The organism is Bacillus massiliigorillae, assembly GCF_000380245.2.
GTDB lineage: Bacteria > Bacillota > Bacilli > Bacillales > DSM-1321 > Bacillus_AD > Bacillus_AD massiliigorillae.
In genome coordinates, this window is sequence record NZ_HG428741.1 from 1358608 (window position 1) to 1373642 (window position 15035).

Annotated in this window: 16 protein-coding genes, 3 tRNA genes and 1 rRNA gene; 16 read left to right on the forward strand and 4 right to left on the reverse strand. The window is 35.0% G+C overall.

The window, feature by feature from the left end; all coding sequences use genetic code 11:
- The first annotated feature begins 127 nt into the window (after positions 1-127).
- The 16 genes from TX86_RS06285 (at position 128) to TX86_RS06360 (ending at position 10413) form a co-directional block, all read left to right on the forward strand.
- Complete coding sequence (locus TX86_RS06285) at positions 128-331, forward strand: DUF1657 domain-containing protein (protein WP_042347299.1); 204 nt, start codon at positions 128-130, stop codon at positions 329-331.
- Positions 332-476: 145 nt separating this feature from the next.
- Positions 477-956, forward strand: a complete 480-nt coding sequence (gene spoVAC, locus TX86_RS06290) for a stage V sporulation protein AC (protein ID WP_042347300.1) — start codon at positions 477-479, stop codon at positions 954-956.
- On the forward strand, positions 956-1963 hold the full coding sequence (gene spoVAD / locus TX86_RS06295; protein ID WP_042347303.1) for a stage V sporulation protein AD: 1008 nt from the start codon (positions 956-958) through the stop codon (positions 1961-1963). Before spoVAC ends, spoVAD begins: the two co-directional genes overlap by 1 nt.
- Before the next feature lie 17 nt (positions 1964-1980).
- Positions 1981-2187 (forward strand): DUF1657 domain-containing protein, encoded by a 207-nt coding sequence (locus TX86_RS06300; protein WP_042347305.1) that lies wholly within the window; start codon positions 1981-1983, stop codon positions 2185-2187.
- A gap of 22 nt (positions 2188-2209) precedes the next feature.
- Positions 2210-3070 carry a DUF421 domain-containing protein gene (locus tag TX86_RS06305; RefSeq protein WP_042347308.1) on the forward strand — a complete coding sequence of 287 codons (861 nt, stop codon included), beginning with the start codon at positions 2210-2212 and terminating at the stop codon, positions 3068-3070.
- A 163-nt stretch (positions 3071-3233) separates the two neighbouring features.
- Positions 3234-3956: an MBL fold metallo-hydrolase gene (locus TX86_RS06310; protein ID WP_042347311.1), complete on the forward strand. Its 723-nt coding sequence runs from the start codon at positions 3234-3236 to the stop codon at positions 3954-3956.
- Positions 3957-4139: 183 nt separating this feature from the next.
- On the forward strand, positions 4140-4568 hold the full coding sequence (imm48, locus tag TX86_RS06315; RefSeq protein WP_042347314.1) for an Imm48 family immunity protein: 429 nt from the start codon (positions 4140-4142) through the stop codon (positions 4566-4568).
- A gap of 70 nt (positions 4569-4638) precedes the next feature.
- Positions 4639-5202 carry an undecaprenyl-diphosphatase gene (locus TX86_RS06320; RefSeq protein WP_042347316.1) on the forward strand — a complete coding sequence of 188 codons (564 nt, stop codon included), beginning with the start codon at positions 4639-4641 and terminating at the stop codon, positions 5200-5202.
- Positions 5203-5341: 139 nt separating this feature from the next.
- Positions 5342-5417: transfer RNA gene (locus TX86_RS06325), tRNA-Val, on the forward strand.
- Positions 5418-5488: 71 nt separating this feature from the next.
- Positions 5489-5565, forward strand: a tRNA-Arg gene (locus TX86_RS06330).
- Between the two features lie 6 nt (positions 5566-5571).
- Positions 5572-5645 (forward strand) — tRNA-Gly (locus tag TX86_RS06335).
- A 5-nt stretch (positions 5646-5650) separates the two neighbouring features.
- Positions 5651-5766, forward strand: a 5S ribosomal RNA gene (gene rrf / locus TX86_RS06340).
- Between the two features lie 143 nt (positions 5767-5909).
- On the forward strand, positions 5910-7001 hold the full coding sequence (locus tag TX86_RS06345) for a metallophosphoesterase (RefSeq protein WP_042347318.1): 1092 nt from the start codon (positions 5910-5912) through the stop codon (positions 6999-7001).
- Positions 7002-7270: 269 nt separating this feature from the next.
- Positions 7271-7837, forward strand: coding sequence for an RNA polymerase sigma factor (locus TX86_RS06350; RefSeq protein WP_042347320.1), 567 nt, complete (start codon positions 7271-7273; stop codon positions 7835-7837).
- The gene (locus TX86_RS06355; protein ID WP_042347323.1) at positions 7815-9437 is read left to right on the forward strand and encodes a DUF4179 domain-containing protein; all 1623 of its coding nucleotides are present in this window, start codon (positions 7815-7817) and stop codon (positions 9435-9437) included. Before TX86_RS06350 ends, TX86_RS06355 begins: the two co-directional genes overlap by 23 nt.
- Positions 9438-9639: 202 nt before the next feature.
- Positions 9640-10413 carry a sulfite exporter TauE/SafE family protein gene (locus TX86_RS06360; protein ID WP_042347326.1) on the forward strand — a complete coding sequence of 258 codons (774 nt, stop codon included), beginning with the start codon at positions 9640-9642 and terminating at the stop codon, positions 10411-10413.
- Positions 10414-10705: 292 nt separating this feature from the next.
- Here TX86_RS06360 and TX86_RS06365 read toward each other — a convergent pair whose 3' ends face one another.
- From TX86_RS06365 to TX86_RS06380, 4 genes are all read right to left on the reverse strand, one after another.
- Positions 10706-12241, reverse strand: a complete 1536-nt coding sequence (locus TX86_RS06365) for an APC family permease (protein WP_042347328.1) — start codon at positions 12239-12241, stop codon at positions 10706-10708.
- 316 nt (positions 12242-12557) lie between these two features.
- Positions 12558-13475, reverse strand: coding sequence for a 4Fe-4S binding protein (locus tag TX86_RS06370; RefSeq protein WP_042347330.1), 918 nt, complete (start codon positions 13473-13475; stop codon positions 12558-12560).
- Positions 13476-13617: 142 nt separating this feature from the next.
- A complete protein-coding gene (locus TX86_RS06375) occupies positions 13618-14451 on the reverse strand; it encodes a dimethyl sulfoxide reductase anchor subunit family protein (RefSeq protein WP_042347332.1) in 834 nt (277 codons plus the stop codon).
- Between the two features lie 14 nt (positions 14452-14465).
- The gene (locus TX86_RS06380; RefSeq protein WP_042347334.1) at positions 14466-15014 is read right to left on the reverse strand and encodes a DMSO/selenate family reductase complex B subunit; all 549 of its coding nucleotides are present in this window, start codon (positions 15012-15014) and stop codon (positions 14466-14468) included.
- Between the last annotated feature and the right edge of the window lie 21 nt (positions 15015-15035).

A 15035-nucleotide genomic window follows, 5' to 3' on the forward strand; every position in this document is an offset into this window, starting at 1 on the left:
TCATCATCTATATAGTTATTTTATCATGAGTGTTCGAGATAGTAGGTGGTTAAAAATAGTAATCATAAATTGAATCGTTTATTTCATACTAAGAGAGTGGTTCAAAACAAACAAGGAGGCGTTACTATTGACAGTAATCACTAACGTAAAAACAACTCTTGCAGGATTAAAAAGTGCACAGGCTAGTTTCGAAACCTTTGCACTAAGCACAGATAATCAACAAGCGAAGCAGCTATATCAAAATGCTGCTCAACAAACGCAAGCCATTGTTGATAGTTTGAATCCTCGTATTGCTGAAATGGAGCAAGAAGAACCTCAATATCAACAATAAGTTGAAAAGAGGGTTGGTTGTTTCAACCAACTCTCTTCCTTTTGATTTAGGAATGTATGATACGACATTGTTCGAAGGATAATATAAGCAGTTAAGAATTAGTAATAGTTAAAGTATTTGCACACGTAATTGAGGTGATAAAGTTATGTCGAATAAAAAAAAGAAAAAGCTTACGCCTGTTCAACAAGAATATCAAGAATTACAGCAGCAAATTGAAATAAAACGGCCTGTTGTGAAAAATTGTATAAGAGCTTTTCTTGTTGGTGGGTTAATATGTTTAATCGGTCAGGCGATTTCTTATTGTTATATTTACTTTTTTAATTTTACTGAGCAAACAGCAGGAAATCCTACTGTTGGTACGATGGTCTTTCTGTCCATGCTCCTAACAGGTTTTGGAGTATATGATCGAATTGCGCAAGTTGGTGGAGCTGGATCTGCTGTTCCAGTTACTGGCTTCGGTAATGCTGTTATATCTGCAGCGATTGAACATCGAAAAGAAGGTTTAGTTTTAGGTGTAGGCGGAAATATTTTTAAACTAGCGGGTTCGGTTATTATATACGGTGTTTTTTCAGCTTTCATAGTTGCTTTAATAAAAACGATTTTAATTAAATGGGGGGGATTTTAATGCTCCAAGGGCATCGAACATGGATTTTTGAGAATAAACCAGTTATTATTTCCACGGGTACTGTTGGTGGTCCATACGAAGCTAAGGGTCCAATAGGGGATGATTTTGATTTGCTGCACGACGATTTTTGGTTAAATCAAGATACATATGAAAAAGCTCATAGAATTCTAATAGAAGAGGCTAGTCAAAAGGCAATGGAGAAAGCAGATTTACAGAAAGAGCAAATTCAATTTTTTCTTGGTGGTGACTTAATTAATCAGATAACGCCAACGAGCTTTGCTTGTCGTACACTTGGAACACCGTACTTCGGTTTGTTTGGTGCGTGTTCTACTTCAATGGAAGGCTTAGCTCTTGGTGCTTACATAGTTAATACGAATGGAGCCAAATATTTACTAACAGGTGCTTCTAGCCATTATGCAGCGGTTGAAAAACAATTTCGCTACCCCAATGAATATGGGGGACAAAAACCACCTACTGCACAAAGCACTGTCACAGGAGCTGGGGTTGCTATTTTGAGTAATACGGGACACGGTCCAAAAGTTACATCAGCAACGATTGGAAGAGTTGTAGATATGGGAATGACCGATCCATTTAATATGGGAGGAGCTATGGCTCCAGCAGCAGTAGATACAATTGAAGCGCATTTAAGAGAGCGTAATGTAGATTCTTCCTATTATGATTTAATTGTAACTGGTGATCTTGGACAAATTGGCCATGAAATTGCAATAGCTTTATTTGAAAAGCATGGAACTCAAATGAAAGAAGAGGCTTTTCGGGATTGTGGAATGATGATTTACAGTGAGGACCAACCTGTATTTGCTGGAGCTAGTGGAGCAGGATGCTCGGCAACGGTCGTTTACGGACATTTGCTCAACCGTATGCGGAAAGGCGAGTTGAAGCGTATGTTAGTTGTTGCAACAGGTGCGTTATTATCTCCTTTAACATTTCAGCAAAATGAAACCATACCTTGTATAGCACATGCTGTATCCATTGAAGTAGATGAATAAGGAAGGAGGAGACTAAGTTGACGGTTGCTTCAGAAGTGAAACAATGTCTTTCTAATCTTAAAGGAATTGAAGCTAGCTTATCTAGTTTAGCAATAAGAACGGAAGATGATGAATCAGCACGTACTTTTCATGAAACGATGGTTATAATTAGTGAAATTATGACAGATATGAAGAAGCGTGTAGGTGAATTGGAACGCGAGGAGTTCCAATATAAAGGATTCTAAGAATTAGAGGAGGTGTTATGATATGGCTGATTGGTTAGATGTTATATTTAGGGCGATTCTATTTCTTGTAGTTCTTTTTATCATTACGAAAATCTTAGGAAAAAAGCAAATTTCACAATTATCCATGTTTGAATATGTAACAGGGATTACAATAGGAAACATTGGTGCAGAGGTAGTTACTGGACTTGAACAAAAAATACATTTAGGCATAATCGCTTTAGTAACCACAGCTGCTATTCCATTTCTATCTGGTTTAATAACGATGAAAAGTAAGAAAATGCGAGATATAATTGATGGTAAAGGGACTATTTTTATAAAAGATGGAAAGTTATTGGAAGACAATATAAAACGAGAACGCTATACGATTGATGAATTTTTGGAGTTATTAAGAAAGAAAGACGTTTTTGATATATCAGAAGTTGAATATGCCATTTTGGAAGCGGCTGGGGATTTAAATGTTTTATTAAAGAAAGAATATCGCCCATTAACGCCAAGGGATTTGAATTTGAAAGTAGCTTCTGATAAAGAACCTCAAACCGTTATTATGGATGGAGAGGTATTAATAGAACCTCTGGCGACAATGGGAAGAAGTAGACAATGGTTACATACAGAGCTCCGAAAGCTGGGTGTAACAGTTGAGAATGTCTTTCTTGCACAGGTTAATTCATATGGTGAAGTAACAGTTGATTTGTATGATGATTTATTGCAGGTGGCATCTCCACAAGAGCGACCTTTATTATACGCAACAATGAAGAAATGTCAGGCGGATTTAGAATTGTTTGCCCTTGGAACAGATAATGAAGATGCTAAAAAAATGTATACTGATAATAGTGTCAAGTTACAAAATGCCATTGATAAGGTTGCTCATATTTTGAAAAGTTAACATACTTCGGTTTAAACCTTGATATATCAAGGTTTTTTCTCTTGTACATATGCAAAAAAGTGAAACTAAGGTGTTCTTATAGGTGAGTAATATTGATATAATCGTCTAGGTATGTCTTGGTGTCTTATTCAGAAGGATATTCAAAGAAAAGAGGAGTTTACATATGTTACAGTTTTTCGGATGTGGTAGTGCATTTAACACGGCGATAGGAAATAATAATGCTTTTATGAAGCGAGGTTCAGAGTTATTTATGATTGATTGTGGTAGTACAAATTTTAGCCGCATGATTCAGAAGGATGTTCTAAATGGAATAGAGAAAATTACAATTCTACAGACTCATTTACATGCTGATCATGTTGGTTCGTTAGGTGATCTAGTGGGCTATGCATATAATGTAATGGAGCCGAAGAAACAAGTAAAAGTTACTATTATTTGTGATAAACAACTAACTGCTGATATTCAAACTATTTTAAGGAAGGTTGGTATAGCAGATAATCAGTATGTAATAGAAGAAATAGATGGAGAAATGACACTTAAGAATCAAATTGGGATTTCATCTATTAAATCGTATAAGGTACAGCATGTTCCACATTTAAATTGTTTTGCATATTTATTGAGAATTAATGATAAAGTGGTTTACTATAGTGGAGACTGTAATGAAATTCCTAGTGAGATATTAAATGGTATGCTGGCAGGTGAGATTGACTTATTTTATCAAGACACGAGTAAAGCGGATCCTGATGGAAATGTACATTTATCATTACGAAAATTGACAGAGCTAATTCCGAATGAATTACGTCATAAAGTATACTGTATGCATTTGGACGAATTATTCTCAAACGATGAAGCAAAAGAATTAGGTTTTAATGTGGTTGAGAGTCTATAGATTTTGAATCAATTCACGATAAGTTGTATTGCTTAATTTAGTTGGCAACTAATGCTTAGATGAAATTTCACATAGTTCATACCTTTAACCTATTTACCTAATTTTATCCATGGTATTACAATAGAAATAAAAAATCTGTAATTGATATTTATTATTAATTGTAATACAGAATGGAGAATGATAATGATTCTTTTTTCGGATGATCTGTTTGTTAGGGAAACGATTCATAGTACCATCCAAGAGTTGAAAGGATTTACTTGGAAAATTTTCGAATTAATTGGAATGAAGCTTGAAGAAATCACTACTCGTGATCGGCAGGCATTAGCTACATTTTGTTTTGGCGCTTTAAAAATGATTAATCAAAGTGAGAAGTATAATCAACCACAAGTGCATGCGATAGCAATTGAAGTATTACTTCACATTTTTAAATATAGTGAACAGCAAGCCATTGTTTTTGCAGAAGAGCTTATAGTATCAGCGGTAAATAATCGAGCAGAAGAGATGAATGGAATTATCAACAAGGGAATAAAAGGTTATTATCAATACGTTGAAAGAGCGGATGAGGATTTAAGATGTAATGTGATTGAAATTCTTGAAAGAGTTGCAATCTGATATAATCCATTTAACCCCAATTTGTATAAAATGGGGTTTTTATTTGGTTAAATTATAGGGGGATTTTGTTTTGGAGTGGGAATGGAATGTAGATTTGTTTAGGATTATAAATAATCTAGGGAGAGATAATGAATTTATAAGTGACATGTATGTAGTATTTGCGCATTATTCAATCTATTTACTTGTTGCAGCTGTAATATTGTATTTCTTGTCGAGAAATCGTAGTAATAAAGTGATGGTCATTAGTTCGATTATTACAGTAGTTATATCCGAAATAATAGGGAAACTTGTAGGTTTATTGCATTCGAATAATCAACCTTTTGCAGAACTTGGCAATGTTCATAATCTTATTGTAAAAGAAGTAAATAATTCATTTCCTAGTGATCATACGATGATTTTCTTTGCAGTAAGTGTTTGTATCTGGTTATTTAGAAGAAAGTATTCTTTTTTGTGGATAGTATTAGCCATTCTTGTAGCTCTTTCAAGAGTTGGAGTAGGTGTGCATTATCCAGCAGATGTTATGGTAGGTGCTATTATTGGTACTCTCGTAGCTAATATCGTATATAAAATGGTATGTAAACAACAAGCAATCAAGAGTTATTCTGAAAGCGGTACTAAAAGTAAATTCATGTAATATGCTAACTCCTTTTCTTTTTGGGAAAGGAGTTATTTTTGGTTTGAATTTTTCGAATTTTAGAACTTAAAGTAATGCTATTGCGAAATAGTAGAAAGTACGATATTATTATTTTTGTCGAAAGAAATCATTACTAAATGGAGGATTAGCTCAGCTGGGAGAGCACCTGCCTTACAAGCAGGGGGTCGGCGGTTCGATCCCGTCATCCTCCACCAATAAATCAGTTGATAATTTATAGTTGTTTTGAAAACTAATCACTTTCAACTCTTAACTATAAACTAAAAATGCGCCCGTAGCTCAATTGGATAGAGCGTCTGACTACGGATCAGAAGGTTATGGGTTCGACTCCTTTCGGGCGCGCCATATTATGCGGATGTAGTTTAGTGGTAAAACCTCAGCCTTCCAAGCTGATGATGAGGGTTCGATTCCCTTCATCCGCTCCAATTTATCTGGTAATGATGGCGAAGAGGTCACACCCGTTCCCATTCCGAACACGGAAGTTAAGCTCTTCAGCGCCGATGGTAGTTGGGGGTTTCCCCCTGCGAGAGTAGGACGTTGCCAGGTTGTATAAAAAGATTAGCTTTTAGCTAGTCTTTTTTTGTGTAGTAAAATGGATATATGTGATAATGTGGAGAAGTACATAGAGTAAAGATTTTTCATTCATGTTGTTCTAGATTAATTGAAAAGAATTTGAGGTGATTGTATATATGCCGATTTGGCTCGGAATTATTGGTGTACTAATTGTATATAATTTGCTTAGTTTGTATGTATGCAGAATGGTACAGAAATGGTTATTACCTAAACCTTCTAAAGTTTTCAGGATAATATATTTTAGTTTAGTTCTATTGCTAGCTAATGCTTTTATTATCGGTACAATTACTAGTCTTGATGTAGTAAGAGCAATAGGTTCATATTGGTTTGCATTATTATACATATTGGTTTTCTCGGTGCCACTTATACATATAGTAGTTGCGTTTTTACGTCTTTTAAAGCTATCTCATCAAAATGTTGAGAGATGGGCAGGTATAGTAAGTATCATTATCGTTGTTCTTGTATTTAGTTATGGCACATTTAATGCGTATAGTCCAGTTGTCCGTACATATGATGTAGCTCTTTCTGACAATGGAGAAGCAAAGAAACAATTAAATATTGTCATGGTATCAGATACGCATTTCGGGGTGCTCTCAAATAAAAATCATGCAAAGCGTATGGTGAAAGAAATAAACGCACTCAATCCGGATTTAGTTCTATTCCCAGGCGATATTGTTGATGATAAAATTGATTCTTATTCTAAGCAAGGAATAGAGAAAGTTATAGCTAAAATTAAAGCTAAATATGGAGTCTATGTTTCTTTAGGTAATCATGATAAAGGAGATACAGCTAAACTTATTAAAGTTTTGGAAGATAGTAAAATGAAGGTCCTTTATGATGACACAGCAGTGGTTGCTAATTCTATTACGTTAATTGGACGAAAAGATAAAACTGATAGGGAACGCTTGCCACTAGCTGCTTTAATGAAAAATGTGGATCACACAAAACCTATTATACTTTTAGACCACCAACCATATGATTTAGATATTGCTAAGGCTGAAGGTGTCGATTTATTTGTTGCTGGTCATACTCATCGAGGTCAAGTAGCGCCTTTTCAATATGTTACACAGCGTATATATGAAAATGATTGGGGTTATTTGAAGAAAGGTTCATTACATTCGATTGTGTCGTCGGGATATGGATTTTGGGGACCTCCAATTCGAACGAATAGTCGTTCGGAGATAGTTCAGATTATGCTGAACTATTAATTATGATGTACATCTCAGAAATATGTTGGATATAAAAGAACAAAAATATATTAATTTCGAAAGAAGGATGGAAGTTAATAAGATTAAAAATGAAACTTCTTATATCATAAAATCAATCGAACATTAAATAGAGGAAGCTATAAAGTCGATTCTTCATTGAGGAGAATCGATTTTTTTCTTATATATTGAAATTATTTGATATTTAAACTCGTTATTATATATGAAGTACATAATAATACATACGCATGGTCGTTAGTTAGGAGGTTCAGATGGACGAAGAATGGGGATGGATTCAATCCATATTATCAGGGGATAAACAGGCGTATTCCCACATTATTAATAAATATAAAAATTTATTGTATGCAACTATTTTGCGTATGACTAATAATCAACAGGATGCTCAGGATTTAGTACAGGAAGTTTTCATTAAAGTGTATCAGCAACTTGATAAATATGATCAGAAAGGTGAGTTCTCGGGTTGGTTATATCGAGTAGCTATCAATCATTGTATGGATGAATTTCGAAAAAAACGCTACAAAATGAAACGAGTGGAGCTAGATACAGATGCGATGGTGAATACAAAGCATCCAGAGGTGATTTATTTAAAGAAAGAGAGAGAAAGGCAATTAGAACGACTAATTCAGACATTATCTGAAGATGAACGAATAATTATCCTTTTACGATATGTAAATGATTTGAGCTATAACGAAATAAGTAATCTTCTTAGCGTTCCAATATCGATGGTTCGAAATAAACTTCATCGAGCAAAGCAGAAAATGAGAAATACATTACAAGGTGAAGGAGGATTGTTCGATGAATTGTCTAACAATGGATAAGCTTTCTCAGTTCGTTGATTGTCTACTTACAAATGCTGAACAAATACTAATACAAGAACATATAGAACAATGTGAAGAGTGTAATCTGGTTGTTAAATCCTTTAAGGATGAACAAAAATTCATAAAGGAAACACTACTAATGCCATCCTTGCCAGATGCTTTTGCTTCAGATGTTCTTAAACAGCTAGAGCCTTATCCGCAGAAACAAGTGAAAAAGAAAAGAGTATTATGGAAAAACATGATGTTGTATGCAGCGGGTTTCGTATTAGTCGTTGGATTAAGCACAACTCTGCATCCAGGCTTTGCTAAGTGGATGGGTGGCTTTTTCACAAGTGATGAAGTAGATGATGGATTGAAAATAGCAAGTGAAACGGATTTGAAGGAACGCATTAATCTTGAGGTTAAGAATCGAGGGATTACATTTAAAGTAGAAGATGTCATAACAGATTCAACCCGTGTAGCATTGTCTTTTCAAATCATTGATGAACAAGGAGATTTCAGAGACACACAACTAAATCTAATAGATTCTAAAAATGAAATATATGCGACTGATGAAGAGGGGGAAAGATTAGAAAATGTAAATGTGAGCTCACATTGGCAAGAAGGTAGTGATTATGGATTGATTGAATTTTCATTAAGAGAATTTGAAGTACTAGATCATTTTTTAGTTAGGTTTAACTTAAGTGAGTTAGACGGGGTAAAAGGAGATTGGAAGCTTGAAGTTCCTATTGATTTAACAAAAAGTAAAGCTTTGACCACTATTATTCCATTAAAAGATTTTAACATAAGCCAGTATGGGGTAGTGTTTAAAATGAATCAAATGCGTTTTGCTACTTCTACTAATGAATTATCATATGAAACTAGTTTCGCATCAAATGAGTTAATAAAAGTTGAAAAACAAATAAAACAGCTAAATGAGAAAATCGGTAATGAAGATATTGTCGGAAAGGAGATATATGGTACAGCCGTAAAATATCATATTGAAAATAGGGATAAGAAAACAGTTTATCGGAATGTCTTGGCTTATGGGTTAGATTATACTCCTCCTGTTGATCATGGAATGCTTCAAGAATCTAGTGATGATATGGAACAACTTGGACATAAGAAATGGAATATATCCCATACTCCAAAACACGACCGCCAGCTAAGTTTTGTATTGGATGGTGTAATTAAAGCGGTACCATCTGATTTTTCGATTAAAATAAATCCGAAAGATTTAAAGCATAATCCTGTTTCGTTTGAATATGAAGGTAATCATATTACAATAAAATCAGCAAAGATGAACAATGAATATTCATTACGAAAATCTCTAAATCCGATTAAAAGAGAAACTTTTTTTCAAATTGAAATGGAGGGTGGTAGAGAAGCAACTGCCACTGCTCTAGGTGATTGGGCTTTGGTAGACGATAAGGGAAAAGCTTATAATTTATCTCAGAGTGGATCGATTTTTTATAAAAAAGATCAGCATGGTCGCTTTAAGCTATCTTCTAAATTATTAACAAATAAAATAAATGAAGTACCAGAAGAATTAACTTTGCATTTACTTTCAATTGCTCGCTATTATGAGATAGAAAATCAGTGGAGAATTCCGTTGTATTAAAGTTAAGTTTTTTCATAGTAATATAGTAAATTAATAGGCCGTATTCACATAATTTCATTGTGAATACGGCCTATTTTTGTTAAAAACTTTTCAAATATACTATATTCTGAATTTACAATAAAATGCTACTGAGGTATGATGACAATAGTGATTTATTAACAGCTGTAAGATTTAAACATTATAGTATATAAGAGGTAGATTGATGGAAGACATTAGTATGTACACATTGCTTATTTTAATTTGTTTTGGTTTTTTAGCGGCATTCATTGATTCGGCTGTCGGGGGAGGGGGACTTATTTCAATTCCTGCTCTGTTATTTGTAGGTTTATCACCACAAACAGCGTTAGCGACAAATAAGCTAGCTAGTTCCTTTGGTTCTTTTACTAGCACTGTAACTTTTATTAGATCGGGTAAGGTAAATTTCCAAGTTGTTTCAAAGTTATTTCCATTGGTGTTTATAGGTTCGTTAATAGGTGCTTATATTGTTCACTATATTTCACCTAATATATTAAAACCACTTGTATTAGTGTTATTAATTGCGGTGACAATTTACACAATCTTTAATAAAAACTGGGGACAAAATTCAGTATATAAGAAATTAACTTGGAAGAAAGCGGCGTTATTTGCACTTATTATTTTTTGTATAGGTTTCTATGATGGCTTTTTTGGACCAGGAACAGGGTCATTCTTTATCTTTTCTTTCTTATTTATTGGGTTTGACTTTTTACAGGCTGCTGGAAATTCAAAGGTATTGAACTTTGGAAGTAATATTGCAGCGTTATGTATGTTTATATATTTAGGAGCAGTTAACTTTGCATATGGCATACCAATGGGACTTGCAATGGTAGTAGGGGCATATTGTGGTTCAAAATTTGCCTTAAAAAAAGGTGTAGCATATGTTCGTTTATTGTTCATCGTAGTAACATTGTTTCTAATTGTGAAGAATGTTGTCGATTATGTACAGCATAAGTTTTAAATCATGGTGCCTTGTGGATTTGAATTCCACAAGGCTTTTTATGTGTTGTGATATACGTTGATAAAATGAATTGAAAAAGAAGAAGAAGGGTTCGGAAATCAGGAAATGATTTCAAACCCTTCTTCATTACTCTGGGACATGCTTAGTTACATGAAAGTCCAGTGTAGTTACCGGTATACACGAAAAAATAAGTGGAAATATTATTGCTATAAAATAAAGATTAAGAGAATTTTACTTTGAAAAAGTAAAGAAAACAAACTTTATAGAGTGCTAATACAAGGTAATGACAAAACTACTTTGATATTTCCTGATGCTTGTCTTGATGAGAGATATCATTTTTCGGTATCGCAACATCATATGGTACATTGCTATGTCCATAGCTACGATGAATCATCATGTACAGTAAACCAAGACCTATAACTACGACTCCTGAAACGAGCACGATATAGTTATCATACCAAGGTGCATCTGGTGTTCTAGGCCAACACATGTTGATCATAGCTATAATTCCGTAGGCAAGTGCACCAATATTAACAGGTAGTCCCCACTTACCTAATTGATACTTTCCACTTGGCTTCCATCCTTTGAGTCTAGCCCGAAGTGCAGCAAAGACAACCATTTGGAATCCAATATAAATGCCAAGTGACGCAAAACTGATAATCTTTGTGAGTGCATCTTCAGACACCTTTGATCCAAGAACAATGATTGCTGGAATGATAGCTGAAAGAAGCAACGCATAAGGTGGAATGTGACGAGCAGATGAAAACTTTTTTAAGAGTCGGCTTCCAATAATCATGTCATCACGTCCGTAAGAATAGGCAAGTCTGCTAGCTGCCGCTTGTAAGCTTATTGCACATGAAAGGAAAGAAATTAATACAATCCCCATTACAACCTTTGAACCAACTGTACCAAAGGCATTCGTTAATATTGTGTCAACTGGTGCAACGTCTTCACCAGCGATAATGGCCGCATAATCAGTAACGGAAAGTACTAAAGCAAGGCTAACAAAAACTGCGGCAGCACCGCCGATGTAAATCGTTCTGCGCATTGCCTTCGGAATCAAATCACCTGGATTGGGTACTTCTTCTGCAACATCACCGCAAGCTTCAAACCCAAAATATAGAAAAGTTCCAATTAAACTGGCTGCAGCGAACGCATAAAAGTAACTATGGCTGCCTTCAGAACCGAAAGAATGGAATAGTATGCTAAGATTTTGATGTCGTTCTGTGAAAATCAGCCAAAAACCAACTGCGAGTGCCCCAATAATCTCAGCAGTAAAACCAATTATTGCTGCAGCTGCAAGAACCTTTGTGCCAAGAAAATTGATGATAGTCGATATAACAAGAATAATCAGTGCACAAATGATGGTTGAGTTTACTGATATATCAAAACCTAGAATCGGTGCTAAAAAAGGTCCAGCTCCATATACAACACTGCCAATGGTTACAAACAAAGCTATTAAATAAACCCAGCCGGTCATCCAAGCAAACTTCCGCCCCCATAACCTTCGGGCCCAAGGGTACACGCCTCCTGCAACTGGAAATTCTGCAACAACCTCACTAAAGACAAGTGCGACTAGTAATTGTCCAATGCCACAGATGATAAGGCCCCAAATCATTGGTGGACCGCCTTGTGCAATGGCGTATGCAAATAATGTGTACACACCTACTACAGGAGAAAGATACGTAAATCCAAGAGAAAAGTTTGCCCATGGACTCATATCACGACGAAATTCAGATTTATATCCGAGCGCTGCTAGTTGGGCAGCATCACTATCATGATGTTCTGACACAGATTCTCCAATTGTATTATTTTGATTTTCTTGCATATTTGAGCCTCCTTAAAATTGAGATATAGTCTTATATGCAATTACTATTCCAACCTGTAATTATTGTAATATTCGGTAAAATATAACTAAAAAGAAGGATATTGAATTTCAATTTTGATAGTTTGTATTCATAAATGAATTTAATATTCAGTGGGGAATAAGGATTTTATATTAAAACCAACTTTCTAAATCGCAAGAAAGGATAGTATAAAAAGAGGTTAATCAAAAAATATGTTGCACAAAAAGGATAGATGTAAATTTGGTCATCTATCCTTGTCTTGAAATTTAATAAAAATGCTTAAACAGCTCTATATAATTAACTAGGCAAGTAATCAGCCTTACGTTTATTACAAATAAAACAACAATCATCTTCGGCTCTCAGTGTTTGAAAGCTCTTTTTGCAAGATGAACATGTTTTTGTGAAAAGAGGGTATTCATTTTGTTTTATTTCACTGATGTTTTGCAGTATTGTTATGGCGTTTTCAGGGCAAACATCGGTACAAAGCTTACAGTCCGAACACGATTGAGATGAAACGATGAGTTGGTCTTCAACTATTTTGAAACAATTCTTCTCACAAAGAGAAACGCATATTTTGCATAATGAACACTGATGATTATTGATTTGAATAGAATAAAACTGATAATCACGATAATACTTGGCAAGTTCAAAGTCTTCTTGATTGAAGCGCCATTTAGCAGGTGTAACTTGAGAAACTAATGTTTTACTTTCTTTCTTCCATAATGAAAACAAATCGCGTCTTGAATAGGTAGGTTCATCTTCTTCAGGACATGATACACCCGTTTTCAATTGAAAAGGTTCTTTATTAAGCTCATGTAAGTATTGGTTTGCTTTATCAAAAGCTTGCAATAATGAAGAATCTATTTCGTTTTCTTCATAAGATAGTATTTTAATACCCTTTGCATAGTAAATGAGCAATTCATTAAAGGAAGGAATATGCTCAGAATCAATGATTAATTCACCATTAAGTACATTTCGTTTTGGATAAATTCCACTAATAGCTTGTACTGGACATATTGCAAGACATTTGCCACATTCGCTACATTGATCACGATTGATTTCTGGTTTGCTATCTATGAGTGAGATAGCATTCTCATGGCATACTCCTACACATGCCTGACATGTAGAGAAGGGACTTTTATGTCTAACGCATATTGCTGTGTTTATTTCATATTGATAATCAAGACTCTCAGCCCATTTTCCGACAATCCCCATACCAAGATACCTCCCAAGTTCCATCTGTAAATGGTATTGATGATATAAATATAAGCCTCGTATGTTTTCTTAGCGAAACATACGAGACTTACTTTAAATTTCTACGTGTTTAGTGTAGTAATATACTACAAGTTTACTATTTTTATGCTCCTAAAACGTAGAATACATATCTGCTCATGCCTTCAGCGATAAAGAAGACAGCAAGGGCAGCGAAGATTAAAGTATAGTTTTTCTTCGTTGAAGAAAGGGCAAGGTAGCCAAGACCTGAAAGAGCAACAGCCTCAATTATCCAACGAATTCCAATAAAGCCAGAGTACGATGATAGTTTTTCAGAAGCGGATACTGTATCAATTAAGTTCATATCGCCAACATAGCTGTTAAACATTGCCGTACCAACAAGCTGAATTGCTACACCGAAAATACCGATTGCGAACGCCCATTTAATCAGTTTGTGTAATTCTTCACCTTTTAATGAAGGAACAAGTAAGCTTGCACCTAAAACAGGTCCTAGTGTAAAGGCAGTACCATAGAATACTAAGTACGTATTAACATGATCCCAACCACTTACTCGTGTTACTTTGTAAAGCTGTGCCATGCAGAAGATATCGGCTAAACCGACGATAGCAGTAACAAGCATTAAAATAGGGTTGATTTTCTTTTGGATAATGGCTAAACCAGCAGTTAAACACGCTAATCCAATAAATAATCCCGTAACAACAATTTCATTACTCATCCAAGATGAACCAAATCCTCTAATAGCATTTAATGCATGGATTGGTTTACCTAAATGGAAGAATGATGCGATTAAACCAATAACAGAAACCGCCGCAATAATTAGAAGGGGAAGTTTCATGATTTTGAATAAATCATTTTTAGTATTTTTCTTTAACATATTTTGCGCGAACCATAAGAATAGCATTCCACCAATAGAGGCAGGAACAGCTACAGTCATAATTAACAATGCCCACTCATGCATGTAGAATTCCTCCTTTATTTAGATTGGTTAAGTGGTGTAATAACTAAGTTAGGTTTTGTGATTGATGAACTTGGAATACCTTTAATATCAGCATTTTTGCCATATTTAGCTCGTAGTTCTTCAATTTCACCAAATTCAATTGCTCGCATTGGACATGATGTAACGCAATGTGGTTCTTCACCTTTTTTACGTAAATCTAGACAAGTATCACATTTCGTCATCATACCAAGCTCTTCACTGAATTGTGGTGCGCCGTATGGACAATTCCATTCACAATAGCGACATCCGATACAACGATCATGGTCGATAATAACAACGCCATCTTCATCACGCTTTTGTAAAGCATGTGTAGGGCAGCCTTTCATACATGCAGGTTCATCACAATGATTGCATGAAAGGGAGACGTGCGCCATTGAAACGTTAGGGAAGGAGCCTTCACAGAAATCATATACGCGTCTGAAGTTTCTGCCTACCTCCAAATTATTTGTATCTTTACAAGCAACAACACAAGTTTTGCAGCCGATACAATGAGCTACGTTAATGTGGAAACCCATTTGTGCCATTTCTTGCAACCTCCTTTCAAA